This window comes from Verticiella sediminum (assembly GCF_007558815.1).
GTDB classification, from domain to species: Bacteria; Pseudomonadota; Gammaproteobacteria; order Burkholderiales; family Burkholderiaceae_B; genus Verticiella; species Verticiella sediminum.
In genome coordinates this window covers 1-12,948 of record NZ_VLTJ01000025.1, presented here as the reverse complement: position 1 = coordinate 12,948, position 12,948 = coordinate 1, and the positions used below count along the sequence as shown (strand labels likewise).

General features: G+C 70.1%; 13 protein-coding genes. 9 read left to right on the top strand and 4 right to left on the bottom strand.

From position 1 onward, the window contains the following. Nucleotides 1-21 precede the first annotated feature (21 nt). The 3 genes from dprA (at nt 22) to FOZ76_RS12535 (ending at nt 2,600) form a co-directional block, all read left to right on the top strand. Nucleotides 22-1,167 (top strand): DNA-processing protein DprA, encoded by a 1,146-nt coding sequence (gene dprA, locus FOZ76_RS12545; RefSeq protein WP_246129478.1) that lies wholly within the window; start codon nt 22-24, stop codon nt 1,165-1,167. A 66-nt stretch (nt 1,168-1,233) separates the two neighbouring features. Then, complete coding sequence (locus FOZ76_RS12540) at nt 1,234-2,151, top strand: hydroxymethylglutaryl-CoA lyase (protein WP_143948614.1); 918 nt, start codon at nt 1,234-1,236, stop codon at nt 2,149-2,151. Next, the gene (locus FOZ76_RS12535) at nt 2,142-2,600 is read left to right on the top strand and encodes a hypothetical protein (RefSeq protein ID WP_143948613.1); all 459 of its coding nucleotides are present in this window, start codon (nt 2,142-2,144) and stop codon (nt 2,598-2,600) included. The genes FOZ76_RS12540 and FOZ76_RS12535 overlap by 10 nt, the downstream gene beginning before the upstream one ends. A gap of 16 nt (nt 2,601-2,616) precedes the next feature. On the opposite strand, the gene FOZ76_RS12530 is transcribed toward FOZ76_RS12535, so the two are convergent. From FOZ76_RS12530 to FOZ76_RS12520, 3 genes are read right to left on the bottom strand one after another with little or no spacing between them, the layout of a single operon-like run. Continuing rightward, nucleotides 2,617-3,414: a LytR/AlgR family response regulator transcription factor gene (locus FOZ76_RS12530; RefSeq protein ID WP_143948612.1), complete on the bottom strand. Its 798-nt coding sequence runs from the start codon at nt 3,412-3,414 to the stop codon at nt 2,617-2,619. Next, nucleotides 3,411-4,553 (bottom strand): sensor histidine kinase, encoded by a 1,143-nt coding sequence (locus FOZ76_RS12525; RefSeq protein WP_143948611.1) that lies wholly within the window; start codon nt 4,551-4,553, stop codon nt 3,411-3,413. The genes FOZ76_RS12530 and FOZ76_RS12525 overlap by 4 nt, the downstream gene beginning before the upstream one ends. Continuing rightward, nucleotides 4,541-4,933 (bottom strand): DUF2306 domain-containing protein, encoded by a 393-nt coding sequence (locus tag FOZ76_RS12520; protein WP_143948610.1) that lies wholly within the window; start codon nt 4,931-4,933, stop codon nt 4,541-4,543. Before FOZ76_RS12520 ends, FOZ76_RS12525 begins: the two co-directional genes overlap by 13 nt. 237 nt (nt 4,934-5,170) lie before the next feature. Here FOZ76_RS12520 and FOZ76_RS12515 point away from each other — a divergent pair, with 237 nt between their 5' ends. Continuing rightward, complete coding sequence (locus FOZ76_RS12515; RefSeq protein WP_143948609.1) at nt 5,171-5,557, top strand: hypothetical protein; 387 nt, start codon at nt 5,171-5,173, stop codon at nt 5,555-5,557. 63 nt (nt 5,558-5,620) lie between these two features. Here FOZ76_RS12515 and FOZ76_RS12510 read toward each other — a convergent pair whose 3' ends face one another. Next, the gene (locus FOZ76_RS12510; RefSeq protein WP_143948608.1) at nt 5,621-7,354 is read right to left on the bottom strand and encodes a proline--tRNA ligase; all 1,734 of its coding nucleotides are present in this window, start codon (nt 7,352-7,354) and stop codon (nt 5,621-5,623) included. Between the two features lie 115 nt (nt 7,355-7,469). Here FOZ76_RS12510 and FOZ76_RS12505 point away from each other — a divergent pair, with 115 nt between their 5' ends. The 5 genes from FOZ76_RS12505 to FOZ76_RS12485 all read left to right on the top strand — a co-directional run bounded on the left by FOZ76_RS12505 (nt 7,470) and on the right by FOZ76_RS12485 (nt 12,477). Then, nucleotides 7,470-8,096, top strand: a complete 627-nt coding sequence (locus tag FOZ76_RS12505) for an RNA pyrophosphohydrolase (protein WP_143948607.1) — start codon at nt 7,470-7,472, stop codon at nt 8,094-8,096. Between the two features lie 4 nt (nt 8,097-8,100). Next, complete coding sequence (locus FOZ76_RS12500; RefSeq protein WP_143948606.1) at nt 8,101-8,781, top strand: response regulator; 681 nt, start codon at nt 8,101-8,103, stop codon at nt 8,779-8,781. Between the two features lie 13 nt (nt 8,782-8,794). Further along, nucleotides 8,795-10,315, top strand: a complete 1,521-nt coding sequence (locus FOZ76_RS12495; RefSeq protein ID WP_143948605.1) for a sensor histidine kinase — start codon at nt 8,795-8,797, stop codon at nt 10,313-10,315. A 163-nt stretch (nt 10,316-10,478) separates the two neighbouring features. Beyond that, nucleotides 10,479-10,952, top strand: coding sequence for a tripartite tricarboxylate transporter TctB family protein (locus FOZ76_RS12490; protein ID WP_143948604.1), 474 nt, complete (start codon nt 10,479-10,481; stop codon nt 10,950-10,952). Between the two features lie 4 nt (nt 10,953-10,956). Beyond that, the gene (locus FOZ76_RS12485) at nt 10,957-12,477 is read left to right on the top strand and encodes a tripartite tricarboxylate transporter permease (protein ID WP_143948603.1); all 1,521 of its coding nucleotides are present in this window, start codon (nt 10,957-10,959) and stop codon (nt 12,475-12,477) included. Nucleotides 12,478-12,948 lie beyond the last annotated feature (471 nt).

Genomic DNA, 12,948 nt, shown 5'->3' with positions numbered 1-12,948 from the left:
TCCCACTGCCGGCCTTTTCGATTGGACACGCTCATCGCCACCCCGTTCCGCGCCTGGCTGCGGCTCTCGCTCACGCCCGGCATCGGCCCCGCGACCGCCAGGCGACTGGCCGATGCCCTGGGCAACGTCGAGCGCTTGTTCGCCCTCGGCCGGGCCGGGCTCGAACCCTGGCTGGGCCCCGCGCTGGCCGCGCGGCTGCTCGCGCCGCCGCCCGACGTGAGCCGGCAGGAAGCGCGCATCCTGCATTGGCTGACGCTGAGCGGCCATCACGCCGTCTGCCTGGACGACGCGGATTATCCCGCGCGCCTACGCCACCTGCCCGACGCGCCGCCGGTGCTGTACGTGCGCGGCTCGCTGGCCGCGCTGCAACGCCCCGCGCTTGCCATCGTGGGCGCGCGGCGCGCCACGCCCGCCGGGCGCGAGACTGCGCACGGCTTCGCCCAGGCGCTGGCCGTCAGCGGCTGGTGTGTGGTGAGCGGGCTGGCCGCCGGCATCGACGCCGCGGCCCACGAGGGGGCGCTCGCCGCGGGCAGCACGGGCGCGGGCACGGTGGCGATGCTGGGCACCGGGGTCGATCTGATCTATCCGGCGCGGCATCGCGGGCTGGCCGAGCGCGTGCTCGGCGCCGGCGGCGCGCTGGTGTCCGAGTTGCCGCTGGGCGCGCCGCCGAAGGCCGCGAACTTTCCCCGGCGCAACCGCTTGGTGGCCGGCTGCACGCTGGGCGTGCTCGTCGTCGAAGCGGCCCTGCGCAGCGGTTCGCTGATCACAGCACGCCTGGCGGCCGAAGCCGGCCGCGAAGTGTTCGCCATCCCCGGCTCCATTCATGCGCCGCTGGCCCGCGGCTGCCACGCCCTGATTCGCCAGGGCGCGACGCTGGTCGAGTCGGTGGACGACATGCTGAACGAATTGCCGCCCCTGGGCTCGGCGCCACGCGCGCGCCCGGGGGGAGATACGCTCGTGGCGCCGTCCGAGGCCGATCTGCCGCCCGCTGCGGCCCGGGTATTGGCGGCCCTGGGCCACGATCCGGCCGCCGTCGACGCGCTGGTGCAGCGCACCGGGCTGGCGCCGGGCGAGGTGCAGGGCGGCCTGTCGCTGCTGGAGCTGGCCGGTCTGGCCGCCCGGGTCGACGGCGGCCTGTTCCAGCGCTTGAACCGCCGCGATGCATGACGCGCCGCGCCGGCGTCGGTTATCTTTTCGGGTTACGCGGTCCGTGGCCACCCCAGGAGAACTGAAATGTCATACCCCGACTATGTGAAGCTCGTCGAAGTCGGCCCGCGCGACGGGTTGCAGAACGAAAAGAGCCAGGTGCCGACCGAGGTCAAGGTCGAACTCGTGAACCGCCTCGCGGCCGCCGGCTTTGCCAACGTCGAGGCGGGCTCTTTCGTGTCGCCCAAGTGGGTGCCGCAGATGGCCGACAGCGCCGCCGTGATGGGCGCGATCGAGCGGCGGCAGGGCACGATCTATTCCGTGCTCACGCCCAACATGAAAGGTTTCGAGGCGGCCGTCGAGGCCGGCGCCGACGAGGTTCTGATCTTCGGCGCGGCGAGCGAAGCCTTCTCGCAGAAGAACATCAACTGCTCCATCGCCGAGTCGATCGAGCGTTTCGCCCCGGTCGCACGGGCCGCGCACGATGCCGGCATCCGCCTGCGCGGCAGCATTAGCTGCTCGCTCGGCTGTCCCTACCAGGGCGAGGTCGCGCCCGAGGCCGTGGTCGACGTGGCGCGGCGCTATCTGGACCTGGGCTGCGTCGAGGTCGACGTGGCCGACACCATCGGCGTGGGTACGCCGCGCCAGACCGCCGCGGTGATGGCGGCGGTGGCGCGGGTGGTGCCCGTCGAGCGCATTGCCGGCCACTTCCACGATACCTATGGCCAGTCGCTGGCCAACATCGTCGCGGCGATGCAGGTGGGCGTGGCGATCTTCCATGCGTCGGTCGCCGGCCTGGGCGGCTGCCCGTATGCCAAGGGGGCGACCGGCAACGTCGCGACCGAGGACGTGCTCTACATGCTGCACGGGATGGGCATCCGCACGGGGGTGGACCTGGACGCCGTGGTCGGCATCGGACTCTGGATCTCGCAGCGCATCGGGCGGCGCAACGAGAGCCGCGCCGGCAATGCGCTGGCGGCGCGCGAGGCCGCTGCATGTCGGTGAGGGTGAGCGAGGCCGAGCGCGCGGCGCTGCTGCAGGAACTGGATCCGCCCGTGGTCGGCCCGGCCTATCGCAGGGTCGTCAAGATCGCGGCCTGGGTGGTGCTGGCCATCATCACCCTGCAGATTCTCGCGGCGGCCATGAGCGCGTCCCAGGAGAGCCTGGGCACCGCGTTCGGCTTCACCGTGGTGTTCTGCTATGTCGGCCTGGCCTTGCTGGCGATCGCCATGCAGCGCTCCGTGGTCACCATCGACGAGCACGGCCTGCGCCAGACCTGGATCATGCGGCGCGAGGTGGCCTGGGAGGACGTGCAGTACGTCAAGTTCATCCCTTTTCCGTTGGGCAAGCGGCTGATGATCTTTCACCGCGGGCGCTTCACCACCCTGCAGGCGGGCAGCCAGGCGGTCGAGATCGCGTTCGCGCGCATCGCGCTGGTCTATCGGCGGCGCTGAGGCGCGGCCGGGCAACTCACATCGCCTTGAACCGCTCCTGGTGCAGCCGGCTCACCACCAGCGTTTCGGGCGAGCCGCGCAGGTGCAGGCGCACCTGCCCGCGGGCGTCGCGCTCGGCCTGGGTCACGTAGTCCAGATTGACGATGGTGTTGCGGTGGATGCGCAGAAAGCGCGCCGGGTCCAGTTGCGCCTCGAGCGCGCCGAGGCTGGTGCGCAGCAGCGCCTCGCCTTCGTCGCCGCAGGCGATCACGTACTTGTCGGCTGCGCGCAGGTAGTACAGGGTATCCGTCCTGAGCATGCGTACGCCTTGCGGCGTGCCGGCTTGCAGGTAGCGCAGCGGGGCCTGCGCGGCGGCCGCGGGCGCGAGCAACGGGGACAGGCGCTGCGCCAGCGCGGCGAGGTCGATGCCCTCGCGCGCGTGCAGGCGGCCGCGCAGGCGTTCGACGCACGCGCGCAGCCGGTCCGCCGTCACGGGCTTGAGCAGGTAGTCCGCGGCGGCCAGCTCGAAGGCCTCGACCGCGTGCGCATCGTAGGCGGTCACGAAGACCAGCAGCGGGGCGGGCGTGCCCTCGGGCCAGTCCTCCAGCACGACGCGCGCGACTTCCAGCCCGGTCAGCCCCGGCATGCGAATGTCCAGGAAAGCGACATCGGGGCGGCGGGCTTCGAGCTCTTCGAGCGCGGCGTAACCGTCGGTGGCGTGCGGCAGGATTTCCAGTTCGGGCCAGGCCTGGGCGAGCTGCGCGTGCAGCGCCTGCGCGAGCAGCGGTTCGTCCTCGGCGATCAGGCCGCGCGCGCGGGCGGCGGGAGCATTCATGGGCAGGGCCTCCGGTCTTCGTCCAGCGGCCGCTCGGGTGCGCGGCGAGCCTCGCGCGACAGCGGCAGCGCGATCAGCACCCGTGTCCCGCCGCCGGCTCCGGCCGGCCAGGGCGAGGCGATCTCCAGGTATGCGTCCTCGCCGTAGCTGGCGGCCAGCCGGCGGCGCACGGCGTCCAGGCCGAACGAGGCAGCGCCGGACGGCGGCGGCGCCATGCCGGCGCCGGTGTCGACCACGGCCAGGCACAGCCAGGCGCCGTCGCGCCATGCGGCGACCTGGATCTCGCCGCCTTCGCGCAGCGGTTCGAGGCCGTGCCGCAGGGCGTTCTCGACCAGGGGCTGCAGCAGCAGGGCGGGCACGCCGTGCCCGGCGAGCGCGGGCGGCAGATCGAGCCGGTAGCGCAGGCGGCTGCCAAGACGGATGGCCATCAGGTGCAGATAGTCCTCGAGCACGCCGAATTCGTCGCGCAAGGCGTGCCGCAGGCGTCGCGAGCCTTCGAGCGTGGCGCGCAGGAACTCCACCAGGCGATCGAGCATGTCTTCGGCGCGAGCCGGGTCCAGCGCGACCAGTGCGCGCAGGGTGGCCAGGGTGTTGAACAGCATGTGCGGGTCGAGCTGCGCGCGCAGCAGCCGTAGCTGGGCGTCGTCCGCGAGATGCTCGGCGGCGTCGGCGCGGGCTTGATCCAGTTGCGCGCGCAGGCGCAGGGCGGCGGTGGCCTGGATCGCCCAATTGGAGCCGGCGACCAGCGTGGTCGCCACCAGGGTGGCCATGGCGGCGGCCACCAGCACGGGCCGCTGCTCGCCCATGCCGAGCAGCCAGTCCGCGGAGCTGCCGAGCAGCGCCGCGGCCAGGAGCGAGCCGAGCACGAAGGCGGCCAGCATGCCGGCCGCGCTCAGGAGCAGCATGCCGGCGACGGGCGGCGCGCGCCGCGGCCAGAGCAGGCGGCGGCCGCCGTCGATGCAGGCCCAGCCGAGCAGGCCGATGGCGTAGGCGTGGGTGGCCGCGGAACGCCAGCCGCCCACGCCCGGCACCAGGGCCGCCAGGACGAGCGCGACCAAGGTGCTGGCAGCCAGCGTGATGCCGAACGACAGCAGGGCCGGGCGCCTGCCGGCGAAGGGGGGGCGAGTCAACTCAGCCATCCGAGGGCGTTCCAGAGATGCCAGCCCAGTACCCGCGAGGGCAGCAGGGTGAAGATGCCAGCGATGACCAGGCCGCCGACGTACAGGCCGAGCATGGCCGAGCGATGCGCGCGCAGGTTGTGTTTGCGGGCATGATAAACGGCCAGCACCAGGGCGGCCAGGCTGCCGACGGACAGCAGGTGCAGCCAGGAGTAATGGCCGCCCGTGCGGATCAGGAACGATGAACCGATCACGATCAGCATCAGCACGGCCCAGGCGCGGCCCAGCCGACGATGCGAGCGCGAACCCTTGCGGCGCAGAAAGACCGTGGCGCCCAGTACTATGGCCGCCACGGCGGCGGCGAGATGGACGATCATCCAGGGGGTGAGAGCATGTGGCATGCGGGGACTCCAGCGACAGAGGCGATGGGGCACAGCTTGCGCATGCGCGGGCGGGTGAGCAAGGGCGATGCGACGAACGGCGCCGGGACGCCGCGAACCGTGGCCGGCGGCGACGAACGGCGGGCACATCCGGTGCTGCCCGCCAGCCTGTCCTGCCGGGCGTCGAGCGCCCGCACGGATGGCGCGGCGAGTGTGCCACGCCGATGCAGATCAACAACGCGACAGGAGCGTGAAAAGATGGGATTCGGGATACGGAGCGCCGCGTGGGCGCTGGTCGCCGGTTTGGCGATGACCCCGTTGGCGGGCTGGACCGCCGGCGAAGCCGACGAAAGGCCAGCCGTGGACCAGATGCTGCAGGCGCTGGCGAGCACGGACCATGCGGGCTTCGTCGCACGCGGCACGCCGGAGTTCGCGGCCATCCCGCAGGCGCAGTTCGGCGAGGTGGCGGCGCAGGTGGGCCCGGCCCTGAAGGCCGGCTATGAACTGCAGCGGCTCGGCGACATCCGGCGCGGCGGCCAGGTCATGGGGGTGTGGAAGGTGACGCCCGGCCAGGGCGCGGACGACTGGCTGGCGACGGTGAGCATGACGCCCGACGGCAGGGTCAGCGGCTTCTTTCTGCGCTGAACTGCGCGCGGGACTCGCCCGCCCGGCGGGGCCGGGCGGGCGAGTCCGGTCAAGCGAACCGGATCAGGCGAGTGTGCGCATGCGCGCCAGCACCTCGCCCAGCGCCTCGCCGGCCGGCACCTTGGCGGCCTCGGCGTCGCGGCGCGCCTGGACCTCGACCACACCGTCCTTCAGGCCGCGATCGCCGATGGTCACGCGCAGGGGCACGCCGACGAGCTCCCAGTCGGCGAACATGCTGCCCGGGCGCAGGTCGCGGTCGTCGAGCACGGCCTCCACGCCCTGCGCCAGCAGCGCTTCGTAGAGTTCGGTCGCCGCCGAACGCACGGCCTCGCTCTTGCCCCAGCCCACCGGGCAGACCACCACCTGGAACGGCGCCAGCGCCATGGGCCAGACGATGCCGCGCTCGTCATGGTTCTGCTCGATGGCGGCGCCGACGATGCGGGTGATGCCGATGCCGTAGCAGCCCATCTGCATCACTGCCGGCTTGCCGTTCTCGTCCAGGAAGGTGGCGTTGAGCGCCTTGGAGTATTTGGTGCCGAGGAAGAACACGTGGCCCACCTCGATGCCGCGCTGGATGGCGAGCGTGCCCTTGCCGTCCGGCGCGGGGTCGCCGGCGACCACGTTGCGCAGGTCGGCCACCCGCTCGGGCTCGGGCACGTCGCGGCCCCAGTTCACGCCGGTGTAGTGGAAATCGCGCGCATTGGCGCCGCAGACGAAGTCGCTCATGTTGGCGACTGTGCGGTCGGCGATCACGCGTACCGGCCTGGCGGTGCCGATGGGGCCGAGATAGCCCGGCTCGCAGCCGAAGTGCTCGATGATCTCGGCCTCGGTGGCGAAGCGAAAGCCCTGATCCAGCCCGGGCACCTTGCCCGCCTTGATCTCGTTGAGTTCGTGATCGCCGCGCAGCATCAGCAGCCAGATCTGCGCGCCCTCGTCGCCGTCGGTGGCGAGCACGATCGACTTGACCGTCCGCGTGAGCGGCAGCTTGAGCAGCGCGGCCACGTCCTCGCACTTGGCCGCGCCGGGAGTCGGGGCACGCTCGAGGGCGTCGCGCGCGGGCGGCCGCTCGCTTGCCAGCGCCACGGCTTCCGCCAACTCGATGTTGGCGGCGTAGTCCGACTCGGGGTTGTAGACGAGCAGGTCCTCGCCGGTGTCGGCGATGACCTGGAACTCGTGGCTGCGCGAGCCGCCGATGGAGCCGGTGTCGGCCGCGACGGCACGGAACTCCAGGCCCAGGCGCTGGAAGATGCGCATGTAGGCCTGATACATGATGTCGTAGCTCGCCTGGGCGCCGGCCTCGTCGCGGTCGAAGGAGTAGGCGTCCTTCATGGTGAACTCGCGCCCGCGCATCACGCCGAAGCGCGGGCGGCGCTCGTCGCGGAACTTGGTCTGGATGTGAAAGAAGTTGAGCGGCAACTGGCGCCAGCTATGGATCTCGGCGCGCGCGATGTCGGTGATGACTTCTTCGGAGGTGGGCTGCAGCACGAAGTCGCGCTGGTGGCGATCCTTGATCCGCAGCAGTTCGGGGCCATATTGTTCCCAACGGCCCGACTCCATCCAGAGCTCGGCGGGCTGTACCACCGGCATCAGAAGCTCGATGGCGCCGGCCGCCTGCATTTCCTCGCGCACGATGGCCTCCACCTTGCGGATCACGCGCAGGCCCAGCGGCATATAGGTATAGATGCCCCCGGCGAGCTTGCGGATCATGCCGGCCCGGGTCATCAGCTTATGGCTGACCACTTCGGCGTCGGAAGGAGCTTCTTTCAGGGTGTTGATGTGGTATTTGGAGGCGCGCATCGCGGGCTGGAGAGGCTGGCCCGGGCTGGGCCGTAGGGAAAAGGAAAGACCTCGCAGGGTGGCGAGGTCATCGATATAATCGATTTCAATTGTATAGAAATTACTGGAGGTGGCCATGCTGGATCGTGAAGGCTACCGTCCCAACGTCGGCATCATCCTCGTCAATCAAAAAAACGAGGTTTTCTGGGGTAAGCGGATACGCGAACACGCTTGGCAATTCCCGCAAGGCGGGATCAAGCACGGTGAAAGCCCGGTGCAGGCCATGTTCCGCGAGCTGCATGAAGAAGTCGGGTTGAGGCCGGAACACGTCCGCATCCTGGGGCGCACGCGCAACTGGCTGCGCTACACCGTGCCGGATCGCTTCGTACGCCGCGAATGGCGCGGTCACTACAAGGGGCAGAAGCAGATCTGGTTCCTGCTGCGCATGCTGGGGCGCGATTCCGACGTCTCGCTGCGCGCGACCAAGCACCCGGAGTTCGATGCCTGGCGCTGGAATGAATACTGGGTGCCGCTCGACGCGGTCATCGAGTTCAAGCGCGACGTCTACACCGAGGCGCTCAACGAGTTGTCCGCCATCCTGTTCCGGCGCGGCAGCGAGACACGCTATCTGCGCCAGCACATGCATGGTGCGCGGCCCCGCCTGGACGCCGCGCCGGTGCGCTCGGGCGGCTCCGCAGCGGGCGAGCCGGGCGTGCTTGGGCCCGGCGAGCTGTGCGCCAGGCGCCTGCTCGAACGGGCGTGAGCCGATGAGGCTGCTGGTCGTCGAAGACGAGGAAGACCTCGCCAACTGGCTGCTGCGCGCGCTCGCGCAGAGCGGGTTCGTGCCGGACCGCGCGCCCGACGTGCGCAGCGCGCGCGCCATGGTCACGACCACCGAGTACGACGCCATCGTGCTCGACCTGCGCCTGCCCGACACCCACGGCCTGGTGTGGCTGCGCGAGCTGCGCGAGGGCGGCGACACCACGCCGGTGCTGATCCTCACGGCCCAGGGGGCGCTCGACGACCGCGTGCGCGGGCTGAACCTGGGCGCCGACGACTTTCTCACCAAGCCCTTCGCGCTGGCCGAGCTCGAGGCGCGGCTCACGGCGCTGGGTCGGCGCGGCCGCGGCCAGCGCAGCACGCGCGTGCAATACGGCCGCCTGGTGTTCGACAGCGAGACACGCAGCTTCTCGCTCGACGGCGATCTGCTCGCCCTCACGCCGCGCGAGCGTGCTGCGCTGGCCGCCCTCGTGCAGCGTTTCGGCAAGCCGGTCACCAAGGCCCAGCTCTTCGACAAGGTATTCGAGATGCAGAGCGACGCGGGTCCCGACGCCATCGAGGTGGTCATGCACCGGCTGCGCAAGAAGCTCGCCGACAGCGGCGTGAACGTCGTCACGGTGCGCGGGCTTGGCTACATGCTGAAGGCCGGCTCCGCCGAGCCGTCCTGAACCCGGGCGCTCGATGTACGGCTCACGCGCCAGGCGGCGCAAGCCCGGCGAGGCCAGCGGCCCGGCGATGCGCCGCTATCGCCTGAGCCTCAAGGGCATGCTGCTCTGCCTGCTGCTGCCCGGCATGCTCGGCTCGCTCGCGCTCGATCGCTACAACGACTATCACACGCTGCGCGACATGGCGCGCGCCGTCTACGACGGCGCCTTGCGCGTGCCCATGGGCGTGCTCGGGCGCAGCGTGCATCTCGAGGCCAACGGGCAGCTCGACGTGGATACCGCGGCCATCGCCTACAAGGTGATCGGCAGCAGCGAGACGCCGGTGCGCTACCAGATCCAGCGGCTGGGGGCGGACCCGCTGGCCGATCCCACCACCGCGCTCGCTGCGGCCAAGGCCCTCATCGGCGACGCCGAGCTGCCGCTGCCGCCCGATTGGCGCGAGGCTGCCGCGCCCGGCATGGCCTTCTTCGACGCCATGGTCGAGGGCGAGCCGATGCGCGTCGCGGCTCAGGTGCGCCCGGTCGTCACCCCGCGCGGGCCCGCCTTCGTGTTGATCCAGGCCGCGCAGAGCAACGCCGAGCGAACCAACGCGGAGAGCTCCGCATGGCGCCAGGAGACCTGGCGCGACGTGCGCGTGCTGCTGGTCATGGCCTTGCTGCTGTGGCTGGGGGTGAGCTGGGGGCTGCGGCCGCTGGTGCGCCTGCGGGCAGAGGTGGCCGCGCGGGCGCCCGACGATGCCACGCCGCTGGACGCCTCGGCGGTGCCCGGCGAAGTGGCGCCGCTGGTGGAGGCCGTGAATCATCACATCCGGCGCCAGCAGGCCATGGTGGACGAGCAGACCCAGTTCCTCGCCGACGCCTCGCATCAGTTGCGCACGCCGTTGACCGTGATGCTCACGCAGGCCGAGTATGCGCTGCGCGAGTCCGATCCACAGCGCATGCGCGAAAGCGTGCGCGCCCTCATCGCGCGCCTGGACAAGACCCGCCGCCTCACCACGCAACTGCTCAGCCTGGCCCTGGCGCGCCATACGCCGCAGGCCGGCCCGGCGGCCTTCGATCTGGCCGCCTGCGGACGCGACGTGCTGATCGAGTACCTGCCGATGGCCGACCAGCGCGGCATCGACCTGGGCTGGGAGGGCGACGAGGACGGTGCCGCCTGGGTCCGCGGGCATGCCGACGGCATTCGCGAGGCCGTCGCCAACCTGTTGCACAACGCGCTCGAGTACACGCCGCGCGGCGGGCAGATCTCGCTGGCCTGCGGCGAGGCCGGCGGCTTCGGCTGGCTCCGCGTGACCGACAACGGCCCCGGCATCCCCGCCGAGCGGCGAGAGGAAGCCTTCGACCGTTTCGCGCGCCTGGCTCCCGCCCCCGAAGGCGGCGGCGCCGGGCTCGGCCTGGCCATCGCACGTGCCTTTGTGCAACGCGACAACGGGGACATCACCCTAGGCGACGGAGACTCCGATGCCCAGGGGAATGTCGGGCTGGACGCCACCATTCGCCTACCGCTCTCGCGTGTTGCATCGCAGCACGCCCCCTGAAAGCCGACTGAAAGTCTCCCTTCGTATCCTGCACGTTTTTCTCTTTGCGGAGAAAAAAAGCAGAGTCGTGCGCCTTCGTCTTCAGGGCAGCCGGCCACACTTCCAGAGAAATACCCAGCCGGCTGCGGGCTCCTCGCCTTGCCGGCCATAGAGAGGGAAACGAATGAATTGGTTGAGACACAAGAGCAGGAGCGATCTCCTCGGGGGAGGCGTCGTCGTCCTGCTCGGCCTCGGCGCCATTGTCGAAGGCAGCCGATACACCATCGGTACGCTGGCACGCATGGGTCCGGGGTTCTTCCCGGTCGCCCTGGGCGTGCTGCTCGTCGGCCTGGGCATCCTGATCGCCCTGACGGCCGACCCCGTCGCCGAGGAAGACATGGAACACGACATCAGCGGCGACCCGCCCGACTGGCGCGGCTGGGGCTGCATCATCGCCGGGGTGATCGCCTTCATCTTCCTTGGTCATGTCGGCGGCCTCGTGCCGGCGACCTTCGCGCTGGTCCTCATCGCCGCCATGGGCGATCGAGACCAGAAACCGCTGCACGCGCTGCTCCTGGCACTGGGGGTGACCGTGGTGGGTACGATCATCTTCTCGTACTTCCTGCAACTGCAGTTCCCGCTCTTCCGTTGGGGGTGACGCCATGGAGCTGCTCGACAATTTGATAATGGGTTTCGGGGTTGCCTTTCAGCCCTACAACCTGATGTGGGCCGCCTTCGGCGTGTTCATGGGCAACCTGATCGGCGTGCTGCCGGGCATGGGCGTGCTGGCCGCGATCTCCATGCTGCTGCCGCTGACCTACACCATGACGCCGACCGCGGCGTTGGTGATGCTGGCCGGCATCTACTACGGCTCGCAGTACGGCGGGGGGATCACCTCGATCATGCTGAACATGCCGGGCACCGCCTCGCACGCGGTCGCCTGCCTGGACGGCAACCCGCTCGCCCGACAGGGCAAGGCCGGTTCGGCGCTGTTCATGCTGATGTTCTCCTCGTTCTGCGGCGCGACAGTCGGGATCGTCACCATGATCCTGTTCACGCCGCTGCTTACCGAGGTGGCCTTCAAGTTCGGCCCCGCCGAGTACTTCTCGATGATGGTGGTCGGCCTGCTCGCCGGCGCGACGCTCGCCAAGGGCTCGGCCGTCAAGGGCGTGGCCATGGTCGCGCTCGGCCTGCTGCTGGGCGTGGTCGGCACCGACGTCAACTCGGGCGTGATGCGCTTTAACTTCGGCATCATGGAGCTGTCCGACGGCCTTTCGCTGGTCGCGCTCGCCATGGGTCTGTTCGGCATCGCCGACATCCTGCGCAACGTGAACAAGATGAAGGCGGCGGTGAAGGTCGAGGGCAGCGGCAGAGTCTCGATGAAGTCGCTGCGTCCCGAGAAGGGCGATATCAAGCAGTCGCGCGGCGCACTCGTGCGCGGCACGGCCATCGGCTCGCTGTTCGGCGTGCTGCCCGGCACGGGCCCGACGATCGCCTCGTTCATCGCCTACGCCACCGAGAAGAAGGTCGCCAAGGAGCCGAAGCGCTTCGGGCGCGGCGCGATCGAAGGCGTGGCCTCGCCCGAGGCCGCCTGCTCGGCGGGTACGCAGACCGGCTTCATCCCGACCATGAGCCTGGGCATCCCGGGCGACCCGGTGATGGCCCTGATGCTGGGCGCGCTCATCATCCACGGCATCCAGCCCGGTCCGCAGATGATCGTCGAGCACGGCGACATCTTCTGGGGCCTGATCGCCAGCTTCTGGGTCGGCAACATCCTGCTGCTGGTCCTGAACCTGCCGCTCATCGGCATGTGGATCCGACTGCTCTCGGTGCCCTACAAGTTCCTCTTCCCGACGGCGCTGTTCTTCGTCTGCGTGGGGGTCTACTCGACCAACAACAACCTGTTCGACGTGAACATGGTGCTGCTGTTCGGCCTGGTGGGCTACCTCTTCATGCGGCTGCGCTTCGAAGCTGCGCCGCTGCTGCTCGGCTTCGTGCTCGGCCCCATGGTCGAGGAGAACTTCCGCCGTGCCCTGCTGCTCTCGCGCGGCGACATGGTGGTGTTCGTCTCGCGGCCGATCAGCGCGGGCTTCCTGGCCGCCGGTCTGGCCCTGATCCTGGGCCTGGCATGGTCGTTCTACCGCAAGCGCGCACGCCAGAAACAGATGGCGGGCGTGAACTGAAAATAACGGGAACCCCGGCAATGCCGGGTTGTCCATCCATGACCGGTGCGGCTTTCGCGGTATGCACGGGCCAGTTTCTTCGGCAGGCGGGCGTCGATCCCCCTCAGACGGTCGCCGTCGACCCCCATACGGGACAGCGTATGGGGGTTTTTTTTTATGTGCCCCCACGCTGCGCCTTCGGCTGGCTGCCCCCCCAAGGGGGCGCTTTTTGCCTTGGGGCGGCCCGGCGCCGGCGGCAAAAAACCACTGCGTGCCATCCGCCGCACTTGTGCGGCACGGGAGCGCTGGCGGCCGTAGGCTGTCGTCTTCCCAGGAGACGACATGCCCGCTGCCTTGCCGCCAGGCGATCCGCTGCCCGAACCCTACCCGCACGCGGCCCCCGAGGCCGACCACGACGGGCGCTGGAAAGATGCACTCGAAGCGTATCTCCAGCCCTGCCTGGCCCTGTTCTGGCCGGCACGATCGCCAGGT

Excerpts from the sequence above, each read along its gene's own strand:
- FOZ76_RS12495 (WP_143948605.1), top strand. The coding sequence starts at position 8,795 with ATGTACGGCTCACGCGCCAGGCGGCGCAAGCCCGGCGAGGCCAGCGGC.
- FOZ76_RS12515 (WP_143948609.1), top strand. The coding sequence starts at position 5,171 with ATGGGATTCGGGATACGGAGCGCCGCGTGGGCGCTGGTCGCCGGTTTG.
- FOZ76_RS12500 (WP_143948606.1), top strand. The coding sequence starts at position 8,101 with ATGAGGCTGCTGGTCGTCGAAGACGAGGAAGACCTCGCCAACTGGCTG.
- FOZ76_RS12510 (WP_143948608.1), bottom strand. The coding sequence starts at position 7,354 with ATGCGCGCCTCCAAATACCACATCAACACCCTGAAAGAAGCTCCTTCC.
- FOZ76_RS12520 (WP_143948610.1), bottom strand. The coding sequence starts at position 4,933 with ATGCCACATGCTCTCACCCCCTGGATGATCGTCCATCTCGCCGCCGCC.
- FOZ76_RS12490 (WP_143948604.1), top strand. The coding sequence starts at position 10,479 with ATGAATTGGTTGAGACACAAGAGCAGGAGCGATCTCCTCGGGGGAGGC.
- FOZ76_RS12530 (WP_143948612.1), bottom strand. The coding sequence starts at position 3,414 with ATGAATGCTCCCGCCGCCCGCGCGCGCGGCCTGATCGCCGAGGACGAA.
- FOZ76_RS12485 (WP_143948603.1), top strand. The coding sequence starts at position 10,957 with ATGGAGCTGCTCGACAATTTGATAATGGGTTTCGGGGTTGCCTTTCAG.
- FOZ76_RS12540 (WP_143948614.1), top strand. The coding sequence starts at position 1,234 with ATGTCATACCCCGACTATGTGAAGCTCGTCGAAGTCGGCCCGCGCGAC.
- FOZ76_RS12535 (WP_143948613.1), top strand. The coding sequence starts at position 2,142 with ATGTCGGTGAGGGTGAGCGAGGCCGAGCGCGCGGCGCTGCTGCAGGAA.
- FOZ76_RS12525 (WP_143948611.1), bottom strand. The coding sequence starts at position 4,553 with ATGGCTGAGTTGACTCGCCCCCCCTTCGCCGGCAGGCGCCCGGCCCTG.
- FOZ76_RS12505 (WP_143948607.1), top strand. The coding sequence starts at position 7,470 with ATGCTGGATCGTGAAGGCTACCGTCCCAACGTCGGCATCATCCTCGTC.